This is a genomic window from Pseudomonas sp. TWI628 (genome assembly GCF_039673865.1).
Lineage (GTDB): Bacteria > Pseudomonadota > Gammaproteobacteria > Pseudomonadales > Pseudomonadaceae > Aquipseudomonas.
In genome coordinates, this window is sequence record NZ_JBDJMM010000040.1 from 26,767 (window position 1) to 53,715 (window position 26,949).

The following is a 26,949-nucleotide window of genomic DNA, read 5'->3' on the forward strand; positions in this document are numbered from 1 at the left end:
ATCTGAGCCCAGCTCATTGCCGCCATTTGCTCATGATTTGAATTGCCGCACCCAGTATGACTGACGCGCATTCATCTCGAAGGCGGTATCCCGATAGGATCATGCCGATGTTTACCCCTTCAATTCGCAACCCGTCACGCCTTCTACTCCTTTCATGCTGTAGCTTCAGCCTGCTCATCACCTGCCAAAGCAGCGCATACGCCGAACTTCAAGCGATGCCGTTCGACGCCAGCTTCATGTACCAGGCCCCCGGCCAGCCCGCGGACGCCGGCGCCCTGGCCCTGCAATCCCTGGCCGCCGAAACTCCGCTCGCCGCCGGCCGCTACCGCCTGCAAGTGTGGGTCAACCTGGTGCTCCTTGCCGAACACGAGGTAGCCCTCAGGAATATCGACGGCCAGCGCGCCCTGCAGCCGTGCCTGGACGCAGCCCTGTTGCGCCAGGCCGGCCTGCGTGAGCAGAGCCTGGCGCAGCCGTTGCCCGAGGACGACCGCTGCCTCGACCTCGAAGCCCTCGCCCCCGGCGCCACGGTCAAGCTCGACAGCCGCCACCTGCGCCTGGACCTGTCCATCCCCCAGGCCTTCATGAACCGGGATTCGGCGCGCATGCCCAGTGCCGATCAATGGGACTATGGCATCAATGCCGCCTTCATCAACTACCAGGCCTCTGCGCAAATGCGCAGCCAAGCCCACGCCGGCAGCCAGAGCAACCAGGACCTTTACCTCAACGGCGGCCTGAACCTGGGCCCCTGGCGCTTGCGCAGCAGCCAGACGCTGCGCGAGGACCAAGACGGCAGTCGACGCTGGACCCACACCAACACCTACGCCCAGCGCGACCTGCCCGGCAGCTTCGGCACCCTCACCCTGGGCGAAACCTCCAGCAACGGCGAAGTGTTCCGCAGCCAGCCGTTCACCGGCCTGCAACTGGCCTCGGACATGGGCATGCTGCCCGATGTGATGCAGAACTACGCTCCGATCATCCGCGGCGTTGCACAAACCCGTGCCAAGCTTGAAGTGCTGCATAACGGCTACCCCCTCTACAGCACTTATGTGGCCCCGGGCCCCTATGAAATCGACGACCTCGCCGTAGGTAGCGGCAGCGGCGAGCTGGAAATCGTCCTCACCGAAGCCGACGGCCAGGTCAGGCGTTTCATCCAGCCCTATTCCAGCCTTAGCAACCTGCTGCGTGAAGGTATCTGGCGCTACAGCGCCACCCTGGGCCGCTACAAGGGTGCCGAAAACCTCGAGTCGCCACTGCTGTGGCAAGCGACCCTGGCCCGCGGTGGCAGCGCCAGCACCACCCTGTATGGCGGCGTGCAAGGCGGCGACTACTATCGCGCCGGCACCTTGGGCGCCGCGCGCGACCTGGGTAACATCGGCGCGCTGTCGTTCGATGTGACCCGTGCCGAGAGTGATTTGGGCAACGCCCTGGGCAATGTGCACGGGCACAGTTTCGCCGCGCGCTACGGCAAAGCGTTCGATACCGGCACCAACCTGCGCTTCGCCGGCTATCGCTATTCCACCGAAGGCTATCGCGACTACGACGAAGCCGTGCGTGAACGCAACGCCTACAGCGCTTACCATGGCAGCCGTCGCAGCCGCCTGGAAGCCTCGGCCCACCAGCGCCTGGGCATCCGCAGCGCCCTGAGCCTGACCATGACCCAGGACGACTACTGGCAAAGCAACCGGCAGTTGCGCCAGTACCAATTGCAATTCAGCTCCCGCCTGAAAGACGTCACCTTCACCCTCTACGCGTCACAGTCACTCAACGAGCGCAGCCAGAACGACCGCATGTTCGGCCTCAGCCTGTCGATGCCCCTGGACTTCGGTCGCGCCTCCAGCGCCAACCTCGACCTGACGTCCCGCAACGGCGCCCACGGCCAGCGCGCCAGCCTCTCCAGCAGCGCCCTGGACCACCGCCTGAGCTACGTCGCCTCGGCCAGCCGCGACGAACGGCAAAACCAGACATCCGCCCTCTCGGTCGGCTACCAGGGTGCCAACGCCAGCGTCGGCGCCGGCTACACGCAAAGCGACGATTACCGGTCGCTATCGGTCAACGCCAGCGGCAGCCTGTTGCTGCACGAAGATGGCCTGACCTTCGGCCGTTATCTGGGCGAAACCAATGCCTTGGTGCAGGTGCCGGACATCGCCGGGGTCGGCGTGAAAAACGCCCCTGGCAGCCGCAGCGACAGCAGCGGCCACCTGCTGGTGCCGTACCTGAGGCCCTACCGCAGTAATTTGCTCGAACTCGACACCGACGACCTGGGCCCGCAGGTGCAGATCGACAACGGCGTCCAGCACCTGACTCCGCGCCGCGGGGCGATCGTGCAGGCCAGGTTCGACGCGCGCAAGGTCAGCCGGCTGATCCTCACCCTGCTGCATGCCGACGGCCAGCCCCTGCCGTTTGGCACCCAGGTCAACGATGACGCAGGCACGTCGCTGGGCGTGGTCGGCCAGGCCGGCCAGGCCTTGCTGGCGGTCGAAGACAAAGCCCAGGCGCTGCACCTGCGCTGGGGCGAAGACAGCCATGAGCAATGCCGTCTGCAGATCGAGCCCGCCACCATGGACCAAGCACAGGGCTACCACCAACAGACCTTGAATTGCCCCACGACCTGACCCCCCTACCGGCATCGGAATCGATCACCATGACTGCTTCATTCACTCGACGCGCGATCCTGCCCCTGGCCCTGACGAGCCTGCTGGCCAGCAGCAATGCATTGGCCCTGTGCAAATGGGACGGCGGCCAGCCCACCGGGAAACTGCTGTACAACATTGACCTGGGCACGCTGTGGGTGCCACGCGATGCACCGACGGGCACCGTCATCGCCACCACCGGCATGAAGAGGACCGCCAACGCCACGGGCGATGTGCTCCTGTGCCCGGTGGCTGTCGCCGGTGACTATGCCGAAGTCAACCTGACTGTCACCCCACTGGTTGTCCGCCATCTACCGCCTGTCGCCGGCATCGACCCCGACCGCGTGCTGGAGACCAACATACCCGGCGTTGGTGTGCACATCGCCTTGGGCATACCGTATCAGGGAGGACGCGACAACCTCTGGGTCCCGATAGGCCCTGTCTCGATACCTTATAAAGGCTACCAGGACAAACCCAGCCCTGGAGCGATCCGCACGACCTATATGGAAACCGATATCACCGTGATCAAGACCGGTGACATACCGCAGGGCCCGAACGAGTTTGCCGGGAAGGAAGTGTTCAGCGGCACATTCACTGGCGTAGGCAGCGTGCTGAACGCCAGCCTGCACGGCACGGTCATGCAGGCGCAATGCTCCCTGCGAGCCAACCCCGTCAGTGCCGACCCGGTCGAACTTGGCGAACACAAAAAGGACATATTCACGGGCGAAGGCACCGTAACAACCTCGATCCCCTTCCAAATCTACCTGAACCAGTGCGATGACGACCCGGCCAGTGGCAAGGCGCGGGTGCATGTCAAGCTGGACGTGACCAAGGGCGCCACCGTGATCGATGCCGGCAAAGGCTTGTTCAGCCTGATCGGGGACCCTGGCAGCGCGACCGGCCTGGGCGTGCAGGTATTGCGAGGCGACGGTGTGACCCCCGCCGAGCTTGGCCAGGAGCTGGACATGAGCGCGATCACCCCGGGCGATATGCGCATCGACTTCAACGCCCGCTACTATCAGGTGGACGCAGAGGTCACACCCGGAATCGCCAAAAGCGCACTCAATTTCACGATCTATTACAAGTAGGGCGACACGCTGGATGGGCACAACGGGCGAGGCTGGCCCGTTGCGCCAACGACGAACCGCTGGTTCGGGATAAAAAACGGACAGACAGAAACGAAGAAAGGGACTTGCGTCCCTTTCTTCGTTCAACGATTTGGAGCGGGAAACGAGACTCGAACTCGCGACCCCGACCTTGGCAAGGTCGTGCTCTACCAACTGAGCTATTCCCGCAATTTGAAGCTTTACCGCTAATCGGCGTGAGGCGCCTTGACGACCCTCACCACCACTGCACCGTGCGAACGCCACAGTATTTAAACTGGAGCGGGAAACGAGACTCGAACTCGCGACCCCGACCTTGGCAAGGTCGTGCTCTACCAACTGAGCTATTCCCGCATTTGGCGTCCCCTAGGGGACTCGAACCCCTGTTACCGCCGTGAAAGGGCGGTGTCCTAGGCCACTAGACGAAGGGGACACACAACACTTTTCAGTGCACCAGCACCTGAACCTCACGATTCAGACTGGATTTTTATTTCCTGCCCCGCCGTTAAGCGTTGCCGGAGAATCTGGAGCGGGAAACGAGACTCGAACTCGCGACCCCGACCTTGGCAAGGTCGTGCTCTACCAACTGAGCTATTCCCGCAATTTGGCGTCCCCTAGGGGACTCGAACCCCTGTTACCGCCGTGAAAGGGCGGTGTCCTAGGCCACTAGACGAAGGGGACACGCTGCTGGCATTGCTGCCTGCTTTCACTCCCTGCCGCGTTCCGCTGTGTGCTTTACGCTGCAAGTGGCGCGCATTCTATGGATGCTTCGAACAGGCGTCAACCCCTTTGTAGAAATTTATTTAAATCAATGACTTCGGTCCTTATAGGAGGTCCCGCCAGGCGACGCCGAAGGATTGGCGTTGATTTCCTGACGCAGCCGTCGCAAAGTGCCATCACTTGAGGAATGCGGCGCTCGGCCGACAAAGTGCAGCAAGGTGGCCACGTCGGTCCCTTCGCGGTAGCGGCCGCTACCACTACACTCTATTAAGCAAAACTTCTTGATGAGGCGTTAACGGTGACACCACTTCTGATCACTCTACTCATCGTGGCCGGTATCGCGTTGCTGATCGTGATCGGCTACCTCAACAACGTGGTCGAAAACAGCAAGCTCGAACGCGCGCGGCTGAAAGTCGAACTGGCCGACCGGGTACGTCGCTGTGGCGAAATCACCGAGACCTTCCCGGGCCAGTTCATGACCCCGGCCCTCAAGCTGCTGCTGGCGCGCCTGGAGCTGAACCTCAACCAGCGGCAACTGGCGCTGGACAAGCACAACGCCCAACTCAAGGCGCGCATCGCCGAACTCCAGGGGCTGATCGCCCAAGGCGAGCGTATTCCGGTCAACAACCCGCCCTGCCCGATCCAGACCGAGGCCAAGGCCAAGGATGTGCGCTTCCTGCTCGAAGCGCTGCACACCCAGATCGTCAAGGGCACCCAGGAAAACGTGTTGCCGAACAACGAAGGCAAGCATTGGGTCAAGGAGATCCGCCACATCCTGGTGCTGCTGCATATCGAGTTCTTCAACAACCTTGGCCAGCAGGCACTGCAGCAGGAACAGCCGGGGCAAGCGCGCTTGGCCTTCGAGCGCGGCGTGCAATACCTGCGCAAGCAGCCGGAGCCGAAGGTGTATGAAGAGCAGCTGACGTATCTTGAGAAGCTGCTGGCGCGGGCCAATGCCCAGGTGCTGGACAAGATGGAGCCGGCGGAGAACGAGCAGAACGAATTGACCGAAGGGCTCAAGACCGATGAAGACGAGAACTGGAAGAAGCGGGTGATCTACGACTGATCCTCAAGCCTGTACCGGCCTTGTGGGAGCCGCGCTTGCCGGCTCCCACAGGGGCCAATACAAACAACATTGATCAGCAGTCGGTCAGCGCCAGGAAAATCGCCGCCAACCTTTCCAGCCCCACCTGGTCCGCCTCACTGAAACGCGCCAGCTTCGGGCTGTCCAGGTCCAACACGCCAATCAACCGCCCGTCCTTCACCAGCGGAATCACCAACTCGCTGTTGGACGCGCTGTCGCAAGCGATATGCCCCGGGAACGCATGCACATCTTCCACGCGCTGGGTCTGCCGGGTGGCCGCCGCCGCGCCGCACACGCCCTTGCTGAACGGAATGCGCACACAGGCCACCTGGCCCTGGAACGGGCCGAGCACCAGTTCTTCGTTGCGGTTGAGGTAGAACCCCGCCCAGTTCAGGTCGTCCACCTGGTTGTAGAGAAACGCCGAAAACTGCGCGGCATTGGCGATGAAGTCGCGCTCGTCGGCAAACAGCGCCTGTACTTGCGCCGCCAGCAGGTTGTAGCCGTCGAGGCCAGCGCCACTGGCATTGAGGTCGATCATGTTTACTTTTGCTCCAGCAATTGCAGCCCGACCCAGTAGCGGGCGAACTGATAGGCACAACGGCCATTACGGTTGCCGCGCCCGGTTGCCCAGCGCACGGCGAGAATTTCCAGCGCTTCGTCGCGCTGCCAGGCCAGGCCTGCAGGGCGGGCCAGCTGGCCGATCCAGTGCTCGACCACGTCGAGGAAGTGTTCCTGGCTGAATGGGTAGAACGACAGCCACAGGCCGAAACGGTCGGACAGGGCGATCTTGTCCTCTACCGCTTCGTTGGGGTGCAGTTCGCCGTCGACCATCTTCCAGTTTTCGTTGTCGCTCTGTTTTTCCGGCACCAGGTGGCGGCGGTTGGACGTCGCGTATAGCAGCACGTTGTCCGGGGCCTGCTCCAGCGAGCCGTCGAGCACGCTCTTGAGCACCCGGTAGTCGCCCTCCCCGGCTTCGAACGAGAGGTCGTCGCAGAACAGAATGAAACGTTGCGGCAGCTTCTGCAGCTGCTCGACGACGCGCGGCAGCTCGGCCAGGTGGTCGCGCTCGATCTCGATCAGGCGCAGCCCGGCGCCTGCGTGCTCGGCCAGCAGGGCGCGTACCAGCGACGATTTGCCGGTGCCCCGCGAGCCCCACAGCAGGGCGTGGTTGGCTGGCATGCCACTGATGAACTGATGGGTGTTGCGGCCCAGCTGGTCACGTTGCTTGTCGACGCCGATCAGGTCGGTCAGGCGGATGTCCAGGCTGACTTCCAGTGGCATCAGGTAGCCCGTGCGGCCATCGCGCTGCCAGCGCGCAGCCAGCGTGGTGTTCCAGTCGATCTGCGGGCGCGGCACCGGCAACAGGGGTTCGAGACGCGCCAGCACCGATTCGGCGCGCTCCAGGAAAGCATTCAAGCGAGCGTCCATGACGACTCCTAGCAAGACAGGTGAGATTTACCGCTGAATGTGTGACAGGCACGCCAGCAGCCGGGGCTATTCGGCTATGCTTGCGCAGCGCAAGGGACGTGGAACCGGCTCGGGACTCATGGATATCAAGTTCACCAATCGCCTGTCATACAAGCAAGCCCGGTTGACAGTCCTGGTCGGCTTCATCCTGGGAACATTGCTCAGTCTCATCCAGATCGGCATCGATTATGCCAGCGAAGACGCATCCATCAACCGCGAAGTGCGGGCGTTGCTGCAAATCAGCCACAATCCGGCCTCGCGCATTGCCTACAACATCGATGCGGAGCTGGCCCTGGAGCTCACCCGCGGCCTGCTGGAATCGCCGGCGGTCATCCGTGCACGGCTGATCGACAACAACGAAACGGTGCTGGCCGACGTCGAACGGCCGCGGCTCGAGGACCACTACCGGCCGCTGAGCGACTTCCTGTTCGGCGAAAAGCGCCAGTTCAAGGAACGCCTGTACCTGACCCACATGCCCGAGGAATACCTCGGCACATTGTACCTGGACGTCGACACCTACACCTTCGGCAGCCGCTTCCTCGACCGTGCCGGGGTCACCTTGCTCAATGGTTTCGCCCGCAGCCTGGTGCTCACCGGCATCCTCCTGGCGCTGTTCTACATGATGCTGACCAAGCCGCTGGTCACCGTGATCGCCGCCCTCACCGGCCGCGACCCACGCCAGCCCGGGCAAACCCGGGTGGACTGCCCGCCCGGCCACGAACTCGACGAGATCGGCGTGCTGGTCCGGGTCGCCAACCAGCAGTTCGTCAGCATGGCTACCGAGATCCAGCAACGGCGCACCGCAGAAAACCGCCTGACGCAATACCTCAACGAGCTGGAAGACATCGTCTCGGCCCGCACCGAGGAGCTCAAGGGCAGCAACAACCGCCTCAGCCAGTCCAACCAGGAGCTGGAAGAGGCCCGCCAGCGTGCCCTCGACATGGCCCAGGCGCGCGCCGCCTTCCTGGCCAACATGAGCCACGAGATCCGCACCCCGCTTAACGGCATGCTCGGCATGATCGCCCTGGCCCTGGACAGCCCGCTGGCCGGCGAACAGCGCCAGCAGCTGTCGATCGCCCACGACTCGGGCAAGGTGCTGGTGGAGTTGCTCAACGATATTCTCGACCTGTCCAAGTTCGATGCCGGGCAGCTGGAACTGGAGCGCATTCCCTTCGACATGGGCGCCATGGTCGAGGACACCGCCAACCTGCTGTCGCAGAATGCCGCACAGAACGTCGAACTGACCTGCCTGATCGCCGACGACTTCCCAAGCTCGGTGCTCGGCGACCCCACGCGGGTGCGCCAGGTGGTCAGCAACCTGCTGTCCAACGCCCTCAAGTTCACCCGCTTCGGCCGCGTCGACGTGCGCCTGGTGCGCATCGTCGGCGGTGTGCGCCTGGAAGTGCGCGACACCGGCATCGGCATTCCCGAAGCGGCCCAGGCGCGGATCTTCCAGCCGTTCACCCAGGCCGGCGCCGGCATCACCCGCCAATACGGCGGCACCGGGCTGGGCCTGGCCCTGACCCGCAACCTGTGCAAGGCCATGCAGGGGCATCTGCACATCCAGTCCGAGCCTGGCTTTGGCAGCCGCTTCAGCGCCGAGCTGCCATTGCCCGCGCATACCGAGGCCATTGCTCCCGCCGCCTTGCAGGGCAAGGTTGTCGCCCTCAGCGACGCTGGCAGTGGCCTCAGCGAACTGCTGCAGGGCCTGCTGCCGGGCTGGGGGCTGGACTACCAACGGCATGACAGCAGCGCATTCCTGGACAGCAGCATCGACCTGCTGATCACCGACGACCTGGAGCAGCTGTTCCAGCTGCGCCCGGCACTGAAGGCGCCGATTCTGCTGGTGACCGCCTACGGCAACTTCCTGCCCGCCGAGCAATCGGCGCAACTGGCGCCCCTGCACCAGCTGGCCCGGCCGCTGGCGCGCAACGCGCTGTATCAGACCTTGCGCCGCACCTTGCAGGGGCATGCCCCGGAGCACCCGCTGGCCACCCCGCTGCTCACGGCCACCGAGGGCCGCGCGCGCATCCTGCTGGTGGAGGACAACCCGGTGAACCAGCTGGTCGCCAAGGGCATGCTGGCCAAGCTCGGCTGCCAGGTGCAAGTCGCCACCCAAGGCGTCGAGGCCCTGGAATGGCTGGAGCGCGAAGACTTCGACATGGTGCTGATGGACTGCAACATGCCGGTGATGGACGGCTACGAGGCCAGCCGGCGCATTCGCCAGAGCGGGCGCTGGCCGGAGCTGCCGATCGTCGCCCTGACCGCCAACGCCATGCCCGAAGAGCGCGAGCGCTGCCGCGCGGCTGGCATGAGCGACTACCTGGCCAAGCCGTTCCGCCGCGAGGAACTACTGGCGTTGATCGACCACTGGGTGCCGCTCAGCGGCTGAGCAGGCGCTCGATGTCGGCTTCCAGCGCCTGCGGCTTGGTGCTCGGCGCATAGCGGGTGACCTTGCCGCTGGCCGGGTCGACCAGGAACTTGGTGAAGTTCCACTTGATCTTCTGCGTGCCCAGCAGGCCAGGAGCGCGCTGCTTGAGCTCGACGAACAGCGGGTGGGCGCCAGGGCCATTGACTTCGATCTTGCGAAACAGCGGGAAACTCACGCCGAAGTTGGCCTCGCAGAACTGCGTGATTTCCCGCGCATCCCCCGGCTCCTGCTTGCCGAACTGGTTGCAAGGGAAGCCCAGCACCACCAGGCCACGCGCGCGGTAGTCCCGCCACAGCTGCTCCAGGCCCTTGTACTGCGGGGTGAAGCCGCACTGGCTGGCGGTGTTGACCACCAGCAGCGCCTTGCCGGCGAAGTCGCCGAGCTTTTTCTGCTCGCCGCCCAGGGTCACACAGGGGATGTCCAGCATCGATCCGGGCATTTTCAGGCTCCGTCGCGGGGTTTGAAGTCCAGGCACACCGAGTTGATGCAATAGCGCAGGCCGGTCGGTGGCGGGCCGTCGGGGAATACATGGCCCAGGTGGGCGTCGCACTGGGCGCAGGTGACCTCGGTGCGGATCATGCCGTGGGAGGTGTCACGGATCTCGATCATCGCGCTCTGCTCGATCGGCGCATAGAAGCTCGGCCAGCCGCAGCCAGAGTCGAACTTGGTCTGCGCGTCGAACAGCGCCAGGTCACAGCAGATGCAGTGGTACACGCCCGCACGGCGCTCGCTGTTGTACTTGCCGCTGAATGGCCGTTCGGTGCCCTTGAGGCGGCACACCTGATACTGGGCGGGGTCGAGCATTTCGCGCCATTCTTCAAGTGTCTTGTCGATCTTTTGCATAAGTGAACCTCGGCAGGCTGAATTTCACCTCGCGCCGTCTTTTCCGTAACGCGGGTGGCACGTATATTAGTTGGCTTCGTGTGCAAGGCCTCCAGTCTGGCACCCGCTTCCTGCCCTTTCAAACCTTTCGAACGTTTCGAAGAGGGCCGCAGTGCGTATTCTCAATCGGGACCACATCATGCAGTTCAGCAAATCGAACAAGCTCGCCAATGTCTGCTACGACATTCGCGGCCCGGTGCTCAAGCACGCCAAACGCCTGGAAGAGGAAGGCCACCGCATCCTCAAGCTGAACATCGGCAACCCGGCGCCGTTTGGCTTCGAAGCGCCGGACGAAATCCTCCAGGATGTGATCCGCAACCTGCCGACGGCCCAGGGCTACAGCGACTCCAAAGGCCTGTTCAGCGCACGCAAGGCAGTGATGCAGTACTGCCAGCAGAAGGCAATCGAAGGCGTCACCATCGAGGACATCTACCTCGGCAATGGCGTGTCCGAGCTGATCGTGATGTCGATGCAGGCGCTGCTCAACAACGGCGACGAAGTGCTGATCCCGGCCCCTGACTACCCGCTGTGGACGGCCGCCGTGAGCCTGGCCGGTGGCAAGCCGGTGCACTACCTGTGCGACGAGCAGGCTGACTGGTTCCCGGACCTGGAGGACATCAAGGCCAAGATCACCCCGAACACCAAGGCGCTGGTGATCATCAACCCGAACAACCCGACCGGTGCGGTGTACTCCAAGGAGCTGCTGCTGGGCATGCTGGAACTGGCGCGCCAGCACAACCTGGTGGTGTTCTCCGACGAGATCTACGACAAGATCCTCTACGACGAAGCCGTGCACATCAGCACCGCCTCGCTGGCCCCGGACCTGCTGTGCCTGACCTTCAACGGCCTGTCCAAGTCGTACCGGGTGGCCGGCTTCCGTTCCGGCTGGCTGATCATCTCCGGGCCCAAGCACCACGCCCAGAGCTACATCGAAGGCATCGACATGCTGGCCAACATGCGCCTGTGCGCCAACGTGCCGGCCCAGCACGCCATCCAGACCGCCCTGGGCGGGTACCAGAGCATCAATGACCTGGTGCTGCCGCCGGGCCGCCTGCTGGAGCAGCGCAACCGTACCTACGAGCTGCTCAACGACATCCCGGGCGTCAGCTGCGTGAAGCCGATGGGCGCGCTGTATGCGTTCCCGCGGATCGACCCGAAGGTCTGCCCGATCCTCAACGACGAGAAGTTCGCCCTCGACCTGCTGCTGTCGGAAAAACTGCTGATCGTTCAAGGGACGGCGTTCAACTGGCCTTGGCCGGACCACTTCCGCGTGGTGACCTTGCCGCGGGTGGATGACCTGGAAGCCGCGATTGGCCGGATTGGTAACTTCCTGCGGACTTATTCGCAGTAAGTGCCGGCCTCTTCGCGGCTAAAGCCGCTCCCACAGCTACAGCGCAGCCCTTGAGCTGTACGCAAACCCTGTGGGAGCGGGTTTACCCGCGAATGGGCTGCAAAGCAGCCCGCTGCAATCTCACAGAATGTTTCTTACATCCTGCAACGCTCTATCTCACAGCCCACGCAAAATCCTCTGCCATACTCCGCCGTACACAGTTTGAAATAGTCGCCCGATTGAAACCGTGCGACCGGCACCTTATATACCCCGCAGTAAGCAACAACTCATCCGTCAGGAGAACGTAACAACCATGATGCGCATTCTGTTGTTTGTAGCCACCAACCTCGCGGTGGTGCTGGTTGCAAGCATTACCCTGAGCCTGTTCGGCTTCAACGGGTTCATGGCCGCCAACGGGGTTGACCTCAACCTCAGCAGCCTGCTGGTCTTCTGCGCCGTGTTCGGCTTCGCTGGCTCCCTGGTCTCGCTGTTCATCTCCAAGTGGATGGCGAAGATGACCACTGGCACCCAGATCATCAGCCAGCCGCGCACCCGCCACGAGCAGTGGCTGCTGCAAACGGTTGAAGAGCTGTCGCGCGAGGCCGGCATCAAGATGCCCGAAGTGGGTATCTTCCCAGCCTACGAGGCCAACGCCTTCGCCACCGGCTGGAACCGCAACGACGCGCTGGTAGCCGTGTCCCAGGGCCTGCTGGAACGCTTCTCGCCCGATGAAGTGCGCGCCGTGCTGGCCCACGAAATCGGCCACGTGGCCAACGGTGACATGGTCACCCTGGCGCTGGTGCAGGGCGTGGTGAACACCTTCGTGATGTTCTTCGCCCGCATCATCGGCAACTTCGTCGACAAGGTGATCTTCAAGAACGAAGAAGGCCAGGGCATTGCCTACTACGTGGCGACCATCGTTGCCGAGCTGATCCTGGGCATCCTGGCCAGCATGATCGTGATGTGGTTCTCGCGCCGCCGCGAATACCGTGCCGACGAAGCCGGTGCGCAACTGGCCGGCACCGCCGCGATGATCGGCGCCCTGCAGCGCCTGCGCGTGGAGCAAGGCCTGCCGGTGCACATGCCCGACACCATGAAGGCGTTTGGCATCAATGGCGGCCTCAAGCACGGCCTGGCTGGCCTGCTGATGAGCCACCCGCCGCTGGAAGACCGCATCGAGGCCCTGCGCCGCCGCGGTTGATCCCGCCAGTAAAGAAAAGGGCGACTTCGGTCGCCCTTTTCCATTTTCGCTCAGAACGTTACGCGGTACACCCGCTCGACCAGGCTCGTGACCCCGGCCTGCAGGAACTTCGGGCTCTCGCTGATCACTTCCCGCGCGTCAAGCGCCTCCACCTGCCAACCGGCAAACCCCCGCCTCACCTCATCGTCAGCCACCGAAAACGGCGGCCCGGCCAGCAGCTCCTGCTGGTAGTCCAGGGTTACCAACAGCCCGGCACCTGCCGGCAATACCTGCGAAAGCAAACGCATGTAATTTGCACGCATTTCAGGCGGCAGGGCAATCAGTGCGGCGCGGTCATAGAGCGCCACGCAATCCGCCACATCCTCGGCACGCAAGGCAAAGAAGTCGCCACACCAAAGCGCCACATCGCCACTGCACCAGACTTCGAAAGCACCCTGCTGGGTCACCTGCGGCACCAGCCCGTGCTCATGGAAGAATGCCTGCACCGCCTGCCGTGACAGCTCGACCCCCAACACCCGGTGCCCCTGCCCCGCCAGCCAGGCCAGGTCCAGGCTCTTGCCGCACAGCGGCACCAGCACACGGCTGCCCGGCGCCAGCTGCAGCTGTGGCCAATACTGTTGCAGATAAGGGTTCACCTGCGCTTGATGAAAACCGATCTGGTTGTCGGCCCACCGCTGCTGCCAGAACGCTGGTTCCATGATCACTCCCGATTTTTAGATGGTTTTTCGGCAAAACTTGGTTTGGATTTCGATCGGTAGTTGATCGAAGATGATTGCATCTTAACCCTCAGGACCCCGCCATGCTGCCCAGCCTGTTCATTTCCCACGGTTCTCCCATGCTCGCCTTGCAACCCGGCGCCAGCGGGCCGGCATTGGCCGGGCTGGCCAACGCCCTGCCACGGCCAAAGGCGATCGTGGTGGTGTCGGCACACTGGGAAAGCCGTGAACTGCTGGTGACCAGCAGCGCGCAACCCGAAACCTGGCATGACTTCTACGGTTTTCCGCCGGCACTGTACGCGGTGCAGTATCCGGCGCCTGGCGAACCAGCCCTGGCCAGCCGGGTCGCTGAACTGCTGCAAGCCCGCCTGGACCCGCAACGACCCTTCGATCACGGCGCCTGGGTGCCGCTGTCGCTGATGTACCCGGATGCGAGCATTCCGCTCATTCAGGTATCGCTGCCCAGCCAGATGGGGCCTGGGCTGCAGATCAAGGTCGGCCAGGCGCTGGCTGGGCTGCGAAAGGAAGGCATCCTGCTGATTGGCTCCGGCAGCATTACCCATAACCTCGGTGAGCTGGACTGGCATGCCGGGCCGGATGTGATCGAGCCTTGGGCGCTGGCGTTCCGGGACTGGGTGGTGGAACGGCTGCAGGCAGATGACCAGGCGGCGCTGCTGGATTACCGGAAACAGGCGCCGTTTGCGCTGCGCAACCATCCCAGTGATGAGCATTTGCTGCCGCTGTTCTTTGCGCTGGGGGCTGGGGACAGGTTCGGCATCGTGCACCAGGGCTTCACCTTGGGAGCGCTGGGCATGGACATCTACCGGTTCGACTGAAGGGTCCATTCGCGGCGGTACAGGCAAAAAAAATCCCCGACCTAGGCCGGGGATTTTTTCATTGCAGCAGGATCAATCTTCGCGATAACGGCGCAGCTTCAGCTGCTTGCCGGCTACACGAGTGTCCTTGAGCTTGGACAGCAGCTTCTCGAGGCCATCTTCCGGCAGCTCGATCAGGCTGAAGCTGTCGCGTACCTGGATGCGGCCGATGGCGTCACGGGCCAGGCCACCTTCGTTGAGGATCGCGCCCAGCAGGTTCTTGGCAGCGATGCCGTCACGGGCACCCAGGGCGGTACGGCAACGCACGCGGCCTTCGGCCAGCGGCATTGGCGCACGACGCTCGCGGTCACCACCACGGTCACCACCACGCTCGCCACGGTCGCTGCGCTCACCACGCTCGGTACGCTCACCACGCGGGGCGAAGCTTGGTACCAGCGGCTGCTCGCGCTCGACAGTCGCCAGGTCCAGCGCCTGGCCGTTGGTGGCCTTGCGCAGCAGGGCCGAAGCCAGGGCACGCGCGCTGCAGCCGAGGTCGGCGGTCAGGCGGTCGAACAGCTCGCCATGGGTGGCTTCTGCTTCGGCAACCAGCGGCGCCAGGCTGTTGGTCAGCTTCTTGATGCGGGCATCCAGTACCGCCTGGGCGTTCGGCAGACGGGCTTCGGCAACCTTCTGCCCGGTCACGCGCTCGATCACCTGCAGCATGCGGCGCTCACGCGGGGTAACCAGCAGCAGCGCACGGCCATCGCGACCGGCACGGCCGGTACGGCCGATACGGTGCACGTAGGATTCCGGGTCGTACGGCATGTCGACGTTGAACACGTGAGTGATGCGCGGCACGTCCAGACCACGGGCAGCGACGTCGGTGGCGACGACGATGTCCAGGCGGCCATCCTTCAGCGAGTCGATCACACGCTCACGCTGGTTCTGGGCGATGTCGCCGTTCAGCGCGGCAGCCTTGTAGCCCTTGGCTTCCAGCGCGGCGGCCAGGTCCAGGGTGGCTTGCTTGGTACGCACGAAGGCGATCAGTGCGTCGAACTCTTCGACTTCCAGCAGACGCAGCACAGCCGGGATCTTCTGGTCGGCGTGGACCATCAGGTGGGCCTGGTCGATCGCGGTAACGGTCTGGGTCTTGGTCTGGATCTTGACGTGCTTGGGTTCACGCAGGTGACGTTCGGCGATCGAGCGGATCGACGACGGCAGGGTTGCGGAGAACAGTACGGTCTGGCGGCTGGCCGGGATGGCATCGAAGATCACTTCGAGGTCGTCCATGAAGCCCAGCTTGAGCATCTCGTCGGCTTCGTCCAGTACCAGGTACTGCACGGTCGACAGGACTTTTTCGTCACGACGCAGGTGGTCGCACAGGCGGCCCGGAGTAGCGACGACGATTTGCGCGCCGTTGCGAATGGCACGCAGCTGTGGGCCCATCGGGGCACCACCGTACACAGCCACCACGTTAACGCCCGGCATCTGCTTGGCGTAGGTTTCGAAAGCGGTGGCTACTTGCAGCGCCAACTCACGGGTTGGCGCCAGGATCAGGGCTTGCGGTTCGCGCTTGCTCACATCGATCTTGTTCAGGATCGGCAGGGCGAAGGCAGCGGTCTTGCCGGTGCCAGTCTGCGCCTGGCCGATCATGTCGTGACCGGCGAGGATGATCGGGATCGATTGTTGCTGAATGGCCGACGGCTCTTCGTAGCCGGTGGCCACAACGGCAGCAACAATGTTCGGATTAAGATCGAGAGCGGCGAAGCCGCCGGTTTCCTGGGTCATGGGTCTGCCTCTAAGTGCATCCGCAAAGACCCATGCTGCAAAGCTGCACGTGCCTTGAAAGACCGGAACGGTCACCCAGGCAGCTTTGTCGGCGGGGATTTGCGAAAACGATTGAAAAAGAAAACTTTGGGAAGGTCCGCCTAGCGGACGTGCAGCCGAAGCTGGACTCGGAGGATTTGCACCACCTGATTTTGAGGTCCGCTAAAAGACCGGCGCGTACTATACCCGAATTAATGCCGGGTAGTGAGTAAAATTTTCTGGCCCAACGGCCAGTATCAGGCCATCTGGCGGTGCCGGCTGAAACGGTTGTCTGCGCAAGCCCGCACGGCCTTCAGGTGGCGGGGCGAATCTCGCGGATCAAGCCTTCCAGGCTGTACCCCAATCGCGGTGCCAAGGCCTCAGCCCGCGCCCGCAGGCCGTCAAGGTCCAGTTGCTGCTCCAGGTCCGCCGGCACCAGCAGGATCACATTGCCCTCCTTCACCGGCAACTCCCAGTAATGCCGGTGGTACAACCCGCGCAACAGCGCCGCGCCCAGCGGCTTGCCGTCGTCGTTGGCCCACTGGTTGATCACCAGCCAGCCGCCAGGGTTGAGCTGCTTCTGGCAGTTTTCGAGGAAACTCCACGCCAGGTGCCCGACCCCCGGCCCATGGTCGGTATACAGGTCGACGAACAGCAAGTCGGCCTGCTCTGCCGTGGGCAGCAACTCCAGGGCGTCGCCAATGCGCACGTACAGCCGCGGGTCATCGTCCAGCCCCATGTACTCCATGGCCAGGCGCGGCACGTCTGCACGCAACTCGATGGCCTCGATGTCTTCCAGCGGCAGGAACTTCATGCAGGCCTGGGTCAGGGTGCCGGCGCCCAGGCCGAGAAACAGCGCACTCTCCGGCTGTTCATGGCACAGCGCACCCACCAGCATGGCGCGGGTGTAGTCGTACTCCAGCCAGCTGGGGTCGGCGGTGAACACGCAGCTCTGCTCAATGGCATCGCCGAACTCAAGGAAGCGGTAATCCTCCACCTCGTACACGCTGATGACGCCAAAGGCATCCTCGACCCGGGCCAACAGCTTCTCTTCCCGCTCCGTCGCCATCTACCTGCCACCCACCCGCGCAAAAACGCGCATTGTCCGCCAACGCCCCGGATGCAACAAGCTCGGCGCCGCTGTTACCATGGCAGGCAGCCTATAACAGATAAAACCGAGCCTGTGATGAACCGACCGTGGAGCCCCGACAGCTGGCGTGCCCTGCCGATCCAGCAGCAACCGACCTACCCCGACGCCGCACACCTGCTCAAGGTCGAGCAGACCCTGGCCAGCTACCCGCCCCTGGTGTTCGCCGGCGAGGCGCGCGAGCTGCGCCGGCAGTTTGCCGAGGTCACCGAGGGCCGCGCCTTCCTGCTGCAAGGTGGCGACTGCGCCGAAAGCTTCGCCGAGTTCTCGGCGGCGAAGATCCGCGACACCTTCAAGGTGCTGCTGCAGATGGCCATCGTCATGACCTTCGCCGCCGGCTGCCCGGTGGTGAAGGTCGGGCGCATGGCCGGGCAGTTCGCCAAGCCGCGCTCATCAAACGACGAAACCATCGGCAACGTCACCCTGCCGGCCTACCGTGGCGACATCGTCAACGGCATCGGCTTTGACGAAAAGAGCCGCGTCCCGGACCCGGAGCGCCTGCTGCAGGCCTACCATCAGGCCACCGCCAGCCTCAACCTGCTGCGCGCCTTCGCCCAGGGCGGTTTCGCCGACCTGCACCAGGTGCACAAATGGAACCTCGACTTCATCGCCAACTCGGCGCTGGCCGACAAGTACCACCAGCTGGCCAACCGCATCGACGAAACCCTCGCCTTCATGCGCGCCTGTGGCCTGGACAGCGCGCCACAACTGCGCGAAACCAGCTTCTTCACGGCCCACGAAGCGCTGCTGCTCAACTATGAAGAAGCCTTCGTGCGCCAGGACAGCCTGACCGGCGACTACTACGACTGCTCGGCGCACATGCTGTGGATCGGCGACCGCACCCGCCAGCTCGACGGTGCCCATGTCGAGTTCCTGCGTGGCGTGCACAACCCGATCGGGGTCAAGGTCGGCCCGAGCATGAACCCTGAAGAGCTGATCCGCCTGATCGACACGCTCAACCCGGCCAACGACCCTGGCCGCCTCAACCTGATCGTGCGCATGGGCGCCGGCAAGGTCGGCGCGCACCTGCCTGGGCTGATCCGCACCGTCGAGCGCGAGGGGCGCAAGGTGCTGTGGAGTTCCGACCCGATGCACGGCAACACCATCAAGGCCAGCAGCGGTTACAAGACCCGGGATTTTGCGCAGATCCTCGACGAGGTGAAGCAGTTCTTCCAGGTGCACCAGGCCGAGGGCAGCCATGCTGGCGGCATCCATATCGAGATGACCGGGCAGAACGTCACCGAGTGCATCGGCGGCGCCCGGCCGATCACCGAGGATGCCCTGTCCGACCGCTACCACACCCACTGCGACCCGCGGATGAACGCCGATCAGTCGCTGGAACTGGCCTTCCTGATCGCCGAAACCCTCAAGCAGGTGCGGCGCTGAGCAGGGCCTGACGCAACTGGCTGCCCTCGGCCCGAGGGCAGTTCAGTTGCACCCTGTCCAGGCCCAGCCACCGGGCCAGGCGCAGCAGATTGGCCGCCAGGGCCTGATAGCCCTCCTCGTCCAACGGTAGCGACTCCACATGCACAGCGTGCACCGCCAATTGCCCCTGGGCGCGCTCGGCGCGCAAGTCCAGGCGTGCGGCGATGCGTTCGCGGTGCAGGAACGGCAGCACGTAGTAGCCGTATACCCGCTTGTGCGCCGGGGTGTAGATCTCCAGGCGGTAGTGGAAATCGAATAGCCGCTCGGTGCGGTTGCGCTCCCAGACCAGTGAATCGAACGGCGACAGCAGCGCGCTGGCTTCGACGCGCCGCGGGATGCGCGGTGTGCCGGCGCAGTAAGCGAGCTGTTTCCAGCCCTGCACCTCGACCGGCTGCAGGCGGCCATCGGCGAGCAGTTCTTGCAGCGCTGCCCGGCCCTGGCCGGGCTCGAGGCGGAAGTAGTCGCGCAGGTCGCGCTCGGTGGCCACGCCCAGGGCCGTGGCGGCGTGCAGCATCAGGCCTTGGTGGGCTTCGGCCTCGCCTGGCAATGCCTGGTCGAGGATGGCCTTGGGCAGGACCTTTTCCGGTACATCGTAGAGCCGCTCGAAACCGCGGCGCCCCGCCACCGTCACTTCACCTGCGGCGAACAGCCATTCCAGCGCGTGCTTTTCTTCGCTCCAGTCCCACCACGGGCCGGCCCGCTCCTGCCGGGTGGACAAGCTGCCCGCGCCCAGCGCGCCCTGTTCGCGCACGGCGGCCAGCACGCGGGCGATCACGTCCTGGCGCTCGCGGCCAAACTGCGCGAGCTGGCGGTAGATGCCACGGCCATCGGCGGCATGGGCCATGCGCCAGCGCAGCAAGGGGTAGAGGTTCAGGGGTAATAGCGAGGCTTCGTGGCCCCAGTATTCGAACAGCTGGCGCTGGCGGCCACGGCCCCAGGCGAGCTGGTCGAGCATTGCTGGCGGGTAGTTGCCCAGGCGCGAGAACAACGGCAGGTAATGGGAGCGGACCACGGCGTTGACCGAGTCGATCTGCACCACGCCCAGGCGTTGCAGCATGCGCTTGAGTGCAGGCAGGGTCGGTGGGGAGTCAGGCAGCTTGCCGAATCCTTGGGCATACAGGGCCAGGCGCCGGGCCTGGTTGATGGACAGCTTGAGGGGCAAGCCTGATCTCCTTGTTGTGCCTGAAAGGGCCTCTTCGCGGGTTTACCCGCGAAAGGGCCCTTACAGGTTTAGCCTATTTGCGCATCGGGTCATCCCAGAAATGCCGCTCGGCCTCTTGCTGGATGTCCGCCCGGCTCAAGCCCAGGTCATGCAAGGTCGCATCACTCAGGCTGGCCAGTTCCTGGCGCTGGCGGTACAGCTGCAGCCACCGGGCCGGACGGTCCAGGGCCACATGCCACAGGTGGTTCAGGGAAAAGGCAGGTTGCTGGATGCTGCTGACATGACCTTTCATCGTGAAGCCCTCCGTGTTGATGGCTCCAGTCTCTGCCCAGGCTTAAGATCAATCCAACGAATGTTTCTGATGCCATGCATCTCGGAGATTGATGCAATGTCCCAATATCAGAGCCTTGATGCCGACGTGCTGCGCACCTTCGTCGCCATCGCCGAGCAAGGCGGCTTCACCCGCGCAGGCGAAGTGGTCAACCGCACTCAGTCGGCGGTGAGCATGCAGATGAAACGCCTGGAAGAAGATATCCTCCAGCGCCAGCTGTTCGAGCGCGACGGCCGCCAGGTCCGGCTTACCGCCGAGGGCCAGGTGCTGCTCGGCTACGCCCGGCGCATCCTCAAGTTGCATGGCGAGGTGTTCAACACCCTGCGCATGCCGCACATGGTCGGCATGGTGCGCATCGGTACGCCAGACGACTACGCCATGCGCTTTCTGCCGACCATCCTTTCGAGCTTCGCTCAGGCCTACCCACTGGTACAGGTGGAGGTGCATTGCGACTCGTCCAAGCAACTGATGCTGCGCCAGGACCTGGACCTGACCATCGTCACCCGCGAGCCGGGCAACGAGGTTGGCCAGCTGCTGCGCCAGGAACGCCTGGTCTGGGCCGCCGCCGAAGGTTTCTGCCCGCAGGAACAGCGGCCAATGCCACTGGCCCTGTTCAACACCGACTGCTTCTGCCGGGCCTGGACCTGCAACGCCCTGGAGGCCCAGGGCATCGACTACCGCATCGCCTACACCAGCCCCAGCCTGGCGGCGATCTTTGCCATCGTCACCGCCGGGCTGGCGGTGACGGCGCAATTGCAGAGCCTGGTGGGTGGCAACATCCGCATTCTCGGCGAGAGCGAAGGCTTGCCGCAGTTGCCGGTGGCCAACGTGATGCTGCTGCGCAACAGCCAGAGCCAGTCGCCGATCACCGACTGCATGGCCGATTACATCGTCGAAGGGTTCATGTGACCTTACAACTCAAAGCCCAGCATCACCGCACACACCACCAGGAACACACAGAACATCGCCCGCAGTACTTTTTCAGGCAGCGCATGGGCCAGTTTCACCCCCCAGCTGATGCTCAGCAGCCCGCCGACCGCCAGGGGAATACCCACGCTCCAGTCAACGCTGTGGTGCACCCCATAGGTCACCAGGGTCACCAAGGTACTTGGCGCCGCCAGCGCCAGCGACAGCCCCTGCGCCACCACCTGGGTAGTGCCGAATACACTGGTCAGGATCGGCGTGGCCACCACCGCCCCACCCACGCCGAACAGGCCGCCCATGGTTCCGGCAAAGCTCCCCAGCACCCCCAGCCACGGCCAGGCATAACGCAGCTCGGCGCTGGGCGGCGAGACCTTGAGGAACATCCGCGCCACGTTCCAGATTGCCAGTGCCACCAGGAAACCGACAAAGCCCAGGCGCATCGAGTGGGCATCGATACCCACCGCCCAGATCGACCCGAGCCAGGCGAACAGGAAGCTGCACAGCGAAAGCGGCACGGCATGGCGCAGCTCGATGCGGTTGCGCTGGTGATAGCGCCACAGCGCCAGCAGCACGTTCGGCACCACCATGACCAGCGCAGTGCCCTGGGCCAACTGCTGGTCAAGGCCGAACAGCACGCCCAGTGCCGGGATGGCGATCAGGCCGCCGCCGATACCGAACAATCCCCCCATGGTGCCCAGGCCGGCGCCCAGCACGATATACAACAACCACTCGATCATCAGGGCCTCATCCGCCTGTGTTTGCAATGCGAGCATGCTAACGACTGCGCTCTGGCGGGGAAACGCATAGCAACGCACAATGGCTGTGCGTTTCTCGCACAAGCGGAATGACCATGAGCCCCGATACCCTGACCGACCAGCTGAGCCTGTTTCTCGATGTACTGGAGAGCGGCAGCTTCTCTGCTGCCGCACGCCGCCACCCGCTGACCCCGTCCGCCGTGGCCCGGCGCATCGACAACCTGGAGAGCGCCGTCGGCAGCCGCCTGTTCACCCGCAGCACCCATGCCGTACGCGCCACCCCGGCGGGCAACGCTTTCGCCGAGCGCGCCCGGCGCATCATCGAAGAGCTGCGCCTGGCCCGCGCCGAGGCAGTATCGTTGAGCAGTGCCCCGGAAGGCCTGATCCGCATCGACGCCCCGGCCGCCTTCGGCCGCCGTCACCTGGCACCAGCGATCGCCGACTTCCTGGTGGCCTACCCGGGCCTGGACGTGCAGCTGCGCCTGATCGACAGCTTCGTCGACCTGCACGGCAGCCACTTGGGCGAGGTCGACCTGGTGCTGCGCGCCGGCCCCCTGGCCGACACCCGCCTGGTCGCCACCAAGCTGGCGCACATGGTGCGCATCGCCTGCGCCAGCCCTGCTTACCTGGCCAGCCGCGGCATGCCCAGCTGCCCCAGCGAGCTGCCCGGCCACGACGGCCTCGATTGGGACGGCCTGGCCCCCCCCTTCGCCTGGCGCTTCGCGGTCGACGGGCAGATGCGCCTGTACCGCCCGGCGCGCATGCGCATGGCCGCCAACAACGCCGAGACCCTGTTGTTCGGCGCCCTCGCCGGCCTCGGCATCGCCCACTTGCCGACCTGGCTGATCAGCGACTATCTGCTGCGCGGCGAACTGCTGCCGTTGTTCTGTGACAACGGCCTGCCCGCAGCCGAAACCAGTGGCATTTATGCGCTGCGCCTTGAACATGAAACGAACTCTCGCAGCCGTTTGCTGCTCGAATTTCTCAAGAGCCGCTTCAGCCCGGTTCCACCCTGGGACCTGGCACTGCGCAGCGAACTGCGCTGGCAGTAAGCGCCCCAACCTTCAGCGTGCTAGATTTCTCCATTGATGACATTCAAGGACCTGCATGAACGCCAACACTCAAGCTTCCTGTGACGAGCTGCTGCTGGACAACCAGGTCTGCTTTGCCCTGCACTCCACCTCGTTGCTGATGACCAAGGTCTACAAGCCCCTGCTGCAAGCATTGGGGCTGACCTACCCGCAGTACCTGGCCATGCTCGTGCTGTGGGAGCAGGACGGCCTGACCGTAGGTGAAATCAGCCAGCATTTGCTGACCGACCCCGGCTCGCTCACGCCACTGCTCAAGCGCCTGGAAAGCGAAGGCCTGCTGCAGCGCAACCGCAGCCGTGAGGATGAGCGGGTGGTGCTGGTGCAACTGACCGACAAGGGCCGGGCCCTGCAGCAGCAGGCCCGGGAAGTGCCGCAGTGCATCCTCAAGGCTAGCGGCCGCAGCCTCGAACGCCTGCAACAACTGCAGGCCGACCTGCTGGAGCTGCGCGACAGCCTGCAAAAAAACCTCTGACGGCTACGCTGTGTGATGCCCGTTCGGATGAGCGGTGAAAATTTATCTTGCGCACTAACTAATTGCGCGCTAATTTAAATCCCGTACCCACATGACGCCACCTGATCACCAGGGGCGCACAGCACACTAGCGAGGCTCAAGATGCAAAAGGTCACTCCGCTGTACATCGCAGAAGCCACCTCCACCGGCGGTCGCGACGGCAAATCCCGCTCCAGCGACGGCAAGCTGGAAGTCAAGCTGAGCACCCCCAAGGAACTCGGCGGCGCCGGTGGTGATGGCACCAACCCGGAGCAGATGTTCGCCGCCGGCTACTCGGCCTGCTTCATCGGCGCACTGAAGTTCGTCGCCGGCCAGGAGAAGAAAGCCCTGCCAGCGGATGCCTCGATCACCGCCAAGGTCGGTATCGGCCAGATCCCGGGTGGCTTCGGCCTGGACATCGACCTGAACATCAACCTGCCGGGCCTGGCCCAGGCCGATGCCGAGGCGCTGGTGGAAAAGGCCCACAAGGTCTGCCCGTACTCCAACGCCACCCGCGGCAATGTGGATGTGCGCCTGCACGTGACCGTGTAAGTCACAGGCACAAAAAAACCCGGCCGAGGCCGGGTTTTTTGCGTTTCACAAGAAGGATTACTTCTTGGAGCGGCCTTTGAAGCTGTTGTCGCGAGTGTCGATGTCGATCCACTCGTCGATCTGGATGAAGTCGGCAACCTGGATCTCGGTACCGTTCTTCAGTTTGGCAGGCTTCATGACCTTGCCCGAGGTGTCGCCGCGAGCAGCGTTCTCGGTGTAGACAACCTGACGGCTGATGGTGGTCGGCAGTTCAACCGATACCAGACGGCCTTCGAAGAACACGGCTTCGCAGATGTCTTCCATGCCTTCTTCGATGTACGGCAGAACGGCGTCGATGTCTTCGGCGTTCAGTTCGTACATGGTGTAGTCGGTGGTGTCCATGAAGGTGTACGAGTCACCGCTGATGAACGATAGGGTCGCTTCTTTGCGATCCAGGATCACGTCGTCCAGCTTGTCGTCTGCACCGTAGACGGTTTCAGTCTTGTAGCCGGTCAGCAGGTTTTTCAGCTTGGTCTTCATGATCGCGCTGTTGCGACCCGACTTGGTGAACTCGGCTTTCTGAACCAGCCACGGGTCGTTGTCGATCCGCAGTACGGTACCGGGTTTCAGTTCTTTACCAGTTTTCATTACGAAGTATCCGAATCTGGATGGATTTATAAAAATCGAGGCCGCATATCATAGCCAATTTCGGTAAAACTGTACCAGCGCCTTGGCAAGGTCCGGCCGAGCGGCCTGGCGAGTGGCCCAATCACGGGCGTGCTGCTGCAGTTCCGCCCAGTGTTTGCGGGCCCCTTGCCAGGCCGCGTGCATGTCGTGGTTCATGTTCCAGGCACGCCAAAAGGCCATCAGCGCCTCGCTGGCGGCGTCCGACAAGCCCTGTCGATAATGCGCGAGGAAGGCTTCGAGCTTTTCCCAGTGGGCATTTTCGTCCTGCACATAGATGTGCCACAGCATCGGCCGGCCGGCCCACTGGGCGCGCACGAACGAATCCTCCCCGCGCACCGCGTTGAAATCGCAGCTCCACAGCAGGCGGTCATAATCGTCCTGGCTGACGAACGGCAGGATTTGCACGGTCAACGTGCCACGCCGGTGCACATCGCCAGCCTGCAACTGCTGCTCACCCAGCCAGGCGCCCAGGTCGCCGAGAATGCGCCCTTGCGGGACCAGCAGGTGAACCGGCTGGGCATCCTCGGCCAGCGCATCGAGCCAGCGGCCCAGTTGACCGTTTTCGTAGGCGAACAGCGACATCAGCAGGGCCCCGGGCTGCGCCTGCACGCCCAGGCCCTGGAGGAATGCCGCACGCGCCTCGGCCGACTGCTCGAAGGCTTGCCGGCGCGGCAGCAGGCTGGCCTCACGCAACAGCCCACCGGTCTTGTCGGTGAAGCCCGGGAAGAAGAACACCTTGCGCAGGCCATTGGGCTGGGGCGATGGCAAGCCATGGCAGCCTTCGACCCAGTCCTCGGCACTGAGGTATTCGAGGTTCAGCCACAGCACCGGCGCCGTGCGTGCGCGCATCGCTGCGACGTAAGCTGCCGGCAACTGGCAGGCAAAGGCACCGATCACCACGTCGGCCGGCTCTGCGGGCTGCCAGTCGGCAGGCCAGGCACGCACCTCGACACCCTGCTGCCATTGCTGCGCGGCACCGGCATCGGCGCCCGGGCACAGCGGCACGAAGGCATTCAGGTCGTCCACCCACAGGCGCACCGCCAGGTCGTGCTCGGCCACCAGCTGCCGGGCCAGGCGCCAGGTCACGCCGATATCGCCATAGTTGTCGACGACGCTGCAGAAAATGTCCCAGGTGGTTTTCATGTGCCCTCCCTCGCCCTGCGCAAAAACCGCGAATTCTGCGGATAAATTGTCGCCGACAAAAGCACCGCACGGAAAAAACTCCAGCGCCATGCGACAATGGCCCCTTCGCCCGCCCTGCCAGGAGGCCGCCATGCCCCGCCACCGTGAACTGAAGATCACCCTCAAACCGCTGCAACTGATTTTCTGCGTGGCCCTTGGCCTGTGGCTCGGCGCCGTGGCGATCGCCCTGAGCCTGTGGCTGGCCCTGCAGCTGTGGCCCGAACAGGTGGAACCCGTGGCCCAGGCGATGGCACCGGCCTACAGCAAGCCAGCGCCGGCGACTACACCCGCTCAGCCGGTGGACGCGCAAAGCGAGATGTTCGAGCGCTACAAGGACATCCTGCACAAGCAGGAAATACAGCAGGCCGCCGAGGCTGCCCAAGGCAACCCGCGCAACCTGAACAGCCCCAAGTGCCAGTTCTGGCTTTCGCAGAACCGCACCGCACCTACCGACAAGAGCCAGGCCAACGTACTGGAGTTCTGTTACTGACCATGGACAAGGCCACCCTGCTCACGCGCATCGTCGCGGCCCTGAAAACCGACATGGAGGTATTGCGCCGCGCGGCCCAGTCCGCCTACGAAGCGGCCACGGCCGAAGAGAACATCGCCGAGAACAAGTACGACACCTTGGGGCTGGAGGCGTCGTACCTGGCCACCGGGCAAGCGCGGCGCACGGCTGAGATTCGCCAGGCGCTGCTGACGTACCAGCAATTGCTGTTGCGCGAGTACGACCCGGCGCGGGGGGTGCAGGTGAGCAACCTGGTGACCCTGGAGGATGAGGATGGAGGCCAGCGGTTGCTTTTCCTCGGGCCTGAGGCGGCGGGGTTGAAGATTGGCGAGGGGGATGAGCGGGTGACCGTGATTACCCCGCGATCGCCCCTGGGGCAGCAACTGGTGGGCAAGAAGGTCGAGGATGAGGTGAAGCTTGGGGACTGTCAGATTTTTTGTGTGCGGGCCGGTAACGGCCTGCCGTTAGGCAGGCCCTGATTTTCACCAGGTCGGCCTGATGAACCGATCTCCGTACAGAACCGCAAATTGA

General features: G+C 63.9%; 25 protein-coding genes, 5 tRNA genes and 1 pseudogene. 14 read left to right on the top strand and 17 right to left on the bottom strand.

What is annotated here, in order from left to right; translation table 11 throughout:
* The first annotated feature begins 215 nt into the window (after positions 1-215).
* Both ABE528_RS24945 and ABE528_RS24950 read left to right on the top strand, forming a co-directional pair.
* A complete protein-coding gene (locus ABE528_RS24945; RefSeq protein ID WP_346654359.1) occupies positions 216-2,612 on the top strand; it encodes a fimbria/pilus outer membrane usher protein in 2,397 nt (798 codons plus the stop codon).
* 29 nt (positions 2,613-2,641) lie between these two features.
* Positions 2,642-3,718, top strand: a complete 1,077-nt coding sequence (locus ABE528_RS24950) for a fimbrial protein (RefSeq protein ID WP_346654360.1) — start codon at positions 2,642-2,644, stop codon at positions 3,716-3,718.
* A 131-nt stretch (positions 3,719-3,849) separates the two neighbouring features.
* Here the strand turns inward: ABE528_RS24950 and ABE528_RS24955 are convergent.
* The 5 genes from ABE528_RS24955 to ABE528_RS24975 all read right to left on the bottom strand — a co-directional run bounded on the left by ABE528_RS24955 (position 3,850) and on the right by ABE528_RS24975 (position 4,414).
* A tRNA-Gly gene (locus tag ABE528_RS24955) sits at positions 3,850-3,925 on the bottom strand.
* A gap of 86 nt (positions 3,926-4,011) precedes the next feature.
* Positions 4,012-4,087, bottom strand: a tRNA-Gly gene (locus tag ABE528_RS24960).
* A 3-nt stretch (positions 4,088-4,090) separates the two neighbouring features.
* A tRNA-Glu gene (locus tag ABE528_RS24965) sits at positions 4,091-4,166 on the bottom strand.
* Positions 4,167-4,258: 92 nt separating this feature from the next.
* A tRNA-Gly gene (locus ABE528_RS24970) sits at positions 4,259-4,334 on the bottom strand.
* Between the two features lie 4 nt (positions 4,335-4,338).
* Positions 4,339-4,414: transfer RNA gene (locus ABE528_RS24975), tRNA-Glu, on the bottom strand.
* A 337-nt stretch (positions 4,415-4,751) separates the two neighbouring features.
* Here ABE528_RS24975 and ABE528_RS24980 point away from each other — a divergent pair.
* Positions 4,752-5,519 (top strand): hypothetical protein, encoded by a 768-nt coding sequence (locus tag ABE528_RS24980; protein ID WP_346654361.1) that lies wholly within the window; start codon positions 4,752-4,754, stop codon positions 5,517-5,519.
* Positions 5,520-5,592: 73 nt separating this feature from the next.
* Here ABE528_RS24980 and ABE528_RS24985 read toward each other — a convergent pair whose 3' ends face one another.
* The gene (locus ABE528_RS24985) at positions 5,593-6,075 is read right to left on the bottom strand and encodes a GAF domain-containing protein (protein WP_346654362.1); all 483 of its coding nucleotides are present in this window, start codon (positions 6,073-6,075) and stop codon (positions 5,593-5,595) included.
* A gap of 2 nt (positions 6,076-6,077) precedes the next feature.
* The gene (locus ABE528_RS24990) at positions 6,078-6,965 is read right to left on the bottom strand and encodes an ATP-binding protein (RefSeq protein WP_152958051.1); all 888 of its coding nucleotides are present in this window, start codon (positions 6,963-6,965) and stop codon (positions 6,078-6,080) included.
* Between the two features lie 76 nt (positions 6,966-7,041).
* Here ABE528_RS24990 and ABE528_RS24995 point away from each other — a divergent pair, with 76 nt between their 5' ends.
* Complete coding sequence (locus ABE528_RS24995; RefSeq protein ID WP_346654363.1) at positions 7,042-9,396, top strand: response regulator; 2,355 nt, start codon at positions 7,042-7,044, stop codon at positions 9,394-9,396.
* On the opposite strand, the gene ABE528_RS25000 is transcribed toward ABE528_RS24995, so the two are convergent.
* Positions 9,386-9,874 (bottom strand): glutathione peroxidase, encoded by a 489-nt coding sequence (locus tag ABE528_RS25000; RefSeq protein WP_152958049.1) that lies wholly within the window; start codon positions 9,872-9,874, stop codon positions 9,386-9,388. The genes ABE528_RS24995 and ABE528_RS25000 overlap by 11 nt on opposite strands.
* A 2-nt stretch (positions 9,875-9,876) precedes the next feature.
* Complete coding sequence (gene msrB, locus ABE528_RS25005; RefSeq protein ID WP_152958048.1) at positions 9,877-10,278, bottom strand: peptide-methionine (R)-S-oxide reductase MsrB; 402 nt, start codon at positions 10,276-10,278, stop codon at positions 9,877-9,879.
* Positions 10,279-10,456: 178 nt separating this feature from the next.
* Here msrB and ABE528_RS25010 point away from each other — a divergent pair, with 178 nt between their 5' ends.
* Both ABE528_RS25010 and htpX read left to right on the top strand, forming a co-directional pair.
* Complete coding sequence (locus ABE528_RS25010) at positions 10,457-11,668, top strand: pyridoxal phosphate-dependent aminotransferase (RefSeq protein ID WP_152958047.1); 1,212 nt, start codon at positions 10,457-10,459, stop codon at positions 11,666-11,668.
* 292 nt (positions 11,669-11,960) lie between these two features.
* A complete protein-coding gene (htpX, locus tag ABE528_RS25015) occupies positions 11,961-12,848 on the top strand; it encodes a protease HtpX (RefSeq protein ID WP_003259721.1) in 888 nt (295 codons plus the stop codon).
* 50 nt (positions 12,849-12,898) lie between these two features.
* Here the strand turns inward: htpX and ABE528_RS25020 are convergent, their stop codons facing one another.
* Positions 12,899-13,546, bottom strand: coding sequence for a thiopurine S-methyltransferase (locus tag ABE528_RS25020; RefSeq protein WP_152958046.1), 648 nt, complete (start codon positions 13,544-13,546; stop codon positions 12,899-12,901).
* A 101-nt stretch (positions 13,547-13,647) separates the two neighbouring features.
* Here ABE528_RS25020 and ABE528_RS25025 point away from each other — a divergent pair, with 101 nt between their 5' ends.
* Positions 13,648-14,400: a class III extradiol ring-cleavage dioxygenase gene (locus ABE528_RS25025; RefSeq protein WP_346654364.1), complete on the top strand. Its 753-nt coding sequence runs from the start codon at positions 13,648-13,650 to the stop codon at positions 14,398-14,400.
* 72 nt (positions 14,401-14,472) lie between these two features.
* On the opposite strand, the pseudogene ABE528_RS25030 reads toward ABE528_RS25025, so the two are convergent.
* Together ABE528_RS25030 and ABE528_RS25035 are read right to left on the bottom strand one after the other, a co-directional pair.
* A pseudogene (locus ABE528_RS25030) lies at positions 14,473-16,201 on the bottom strand (DEAD/DEAH box helicase).
* Between the two features lie 297 nt (positions 16,202-16,498).
* A complete protein-coding gene (locus tag ABE528_RS25035) occupies positions 16,499-17,254 on the bottom strand; it encodes a spermidine synthase (RefSeq protein WP_346654365.1) in 756 nt (251 codons plus the stop codon).
* Positions 17,255-17,371: 117 nt separating this feature from the next.
* Here ABE528_RS25035 and ABE528_RS25040 point away from each other — a divergent pair, with 117 nt between their 5' ends.
* The gene (locus ABE528_RS25040) at positions 17,372-18,718 is read left to right on the top strand and encodes a 3-deoxy-7-phosphoheptulonate synthase class II (RefSeq protein WP_152958042.1); all 1,347 of its coding nucleotides are present in this window, start codon (positions 17,372-17,374) and stop codon (positions 18,716-18,718) included.
* On the opposite strand, the gene ABE528_RS25045 is transcribed toward ABE528_RS25040, so the two are convergent.
* Positions 18,699-19,919 (bottom strand): crosslink repair DNA glycosylase YcaQ family protein, encoded by a 1,221-nt coding sequence (locus tag ABE528_RS25045; RefSeq protein WP_346654366.1) that lies wholly within the window; start codon positions 19,917-19,919, stop codon positions 18,699-18,701. The two genes, ABE528_RS25040 and ABE528_RS25045, sit on opposite strands and share 20 nt — an antisense overlap.
* A 73-nt stretch (positions 19,920-19,992) precedes the next feature.
* On the bottom strand, positions 19,993-20,211 hold the full coding sequence (locus ABE528_RS25050; RefSeq protein ID WP_152958040.1) for a DUF1127 domain-containing protein: 219 nt from the start codon (positions 20,209-20,211) through the stop codon (positions 19,993-19,995).
* Between the two features lie 96 nt (positions 20,212-20,307).
* On the opposite strand from ABE528_RS25050, the gene ABE528_RS25055 reads away from it, so the two are divergent.
* On the top strand, positions 20,308-21,159 hold the full coding sequence (locus ABE528_RS25055) for a LysR substrate-binding domain-containing protein (protein ID WP_152958039.1): 852 nt from the start codon (positions 20,308-20,310) through the stop codon (positions 21,157-21,159).
* A 2-nt stretch (positions 21,160-21,161) separates the two neighbouring features.
* Here the strand turns inward: ABE528_RS25055 and ABE528_RS25060 are convergent, their stop codons facing one another.
* The gene (locus ABE528_RS25060; RefSeq protein WP_152958053.1) at positions 21,162-21,911 is read right to left on the bottom strand and encodes a sulfite exporter TauE/SafE family protein; all 750 of its coding nucleotides are present in this window, start codon (positions 21,909-21,911) and stop codon (positions 21,162-21,164) included.
* 113 nt (positions 21,912-22,024) lie between these two features.
* Here ABE528_RS25060 and ABE528_RS25065 point away from each other — a divergent pair, with 113 nt between their 5' ends.
* From ABE528_RS25065 to ABE528_RS25075, 3 genes are all read left to right on the top strand, one after another.
* Positions 22,025-22,981: a LysR family transcriptional regulator gene (locus tag ABE528_RS25065; RefSeq protein WP_346654367.1), complete on the top strand. Its 957-nt coding sequence runs from the start codon at positions 22,025-22,027 to the stop codon at positions 22,979-22,981.
* A gap of 55 nt (positions 22,982-23,036) precedes the next feature.
* On the top strand, positions 23,037-23,492 hold the full coding sequence (locus ABE528_RS25070) for a MarR family transcriptional regulator (protein ID WP_027919493.1): 456 nt from the start codon (positions 23,037-23,039) through the stop codon (positions 23,490-23,492).
* 141 nt (positions 23,493-23,633) lie between these two features.
* Positions 23,634-24,062: an organic hydroperoxide resistance protein gene (locus tag ABE528_RS25075; RefSeq protein ID WP_152958037.1), complete on the top strand. Its 429-nt coding sequence runs from the start codon at positions 23,634-23,636 to the stop codon at positions 24,060-24,062.
* A gap of 57 nt (positions 24,063-24,119) precedes the next feature.
* Here the strand turns inward: ABE528_RS25075 and efp are convergent, their stop codons facing one another.
* On the bottom strand, positions 24,120-24,689 hold the full coding sequence (efp, locus tag ABE528_RS25080; protein ID WP_012271109.1) for an elongation factor P: 570 nt from the start codon (positions 24,687-24,689) through the stop codon (positions 24,120-24,122).
* Between the two features lie 48 nt (positions 24,690-24,737).
* A complete protein-coding gene (gene earP, locus ABE528_RS25085; protein WP_152958036.1) occupies positions 24,738-25,871 on the bottom strand; it encodes an elongation factor P maturation arginine rhamnosyltransferase EarP in 1,134 nt (377 codons plus the stop codon).
* Positions 25,872-26,001: 130 nt separating this feature from the next.
* Between earP and ABE528_RS25090 the strand changes: the two genes are divergently transcribed.
* Together ABE528_RS25090 and ABE528_RS25095 are read left to right on the top strand one after the other, a co-directional pair.
* Entirely contained in the window at positions 26,002-26,400 is a 399-nt protein-coding gene (locus ABE528_RS25090; RefSeq protein ID WP_346654368.1) for a hypothetical protein, read from the top strand.
* Positions 26,401-26,402: 2 nt separating this feature from the next.
* Positions 26,403-26,897 (top strand): transcription elongation factor GreAB, encoded by a 495-nt coding sequence (locus tag ABE528_RS25095; protein ID WP_346654369.1) that lies wholly within the window; start codon positions 26,403-26,405, stop codon positions 26,895-26,897.
* The last annotated feature ends 52 nt before the right edge of the window (positions 26,898-26,949 follow it).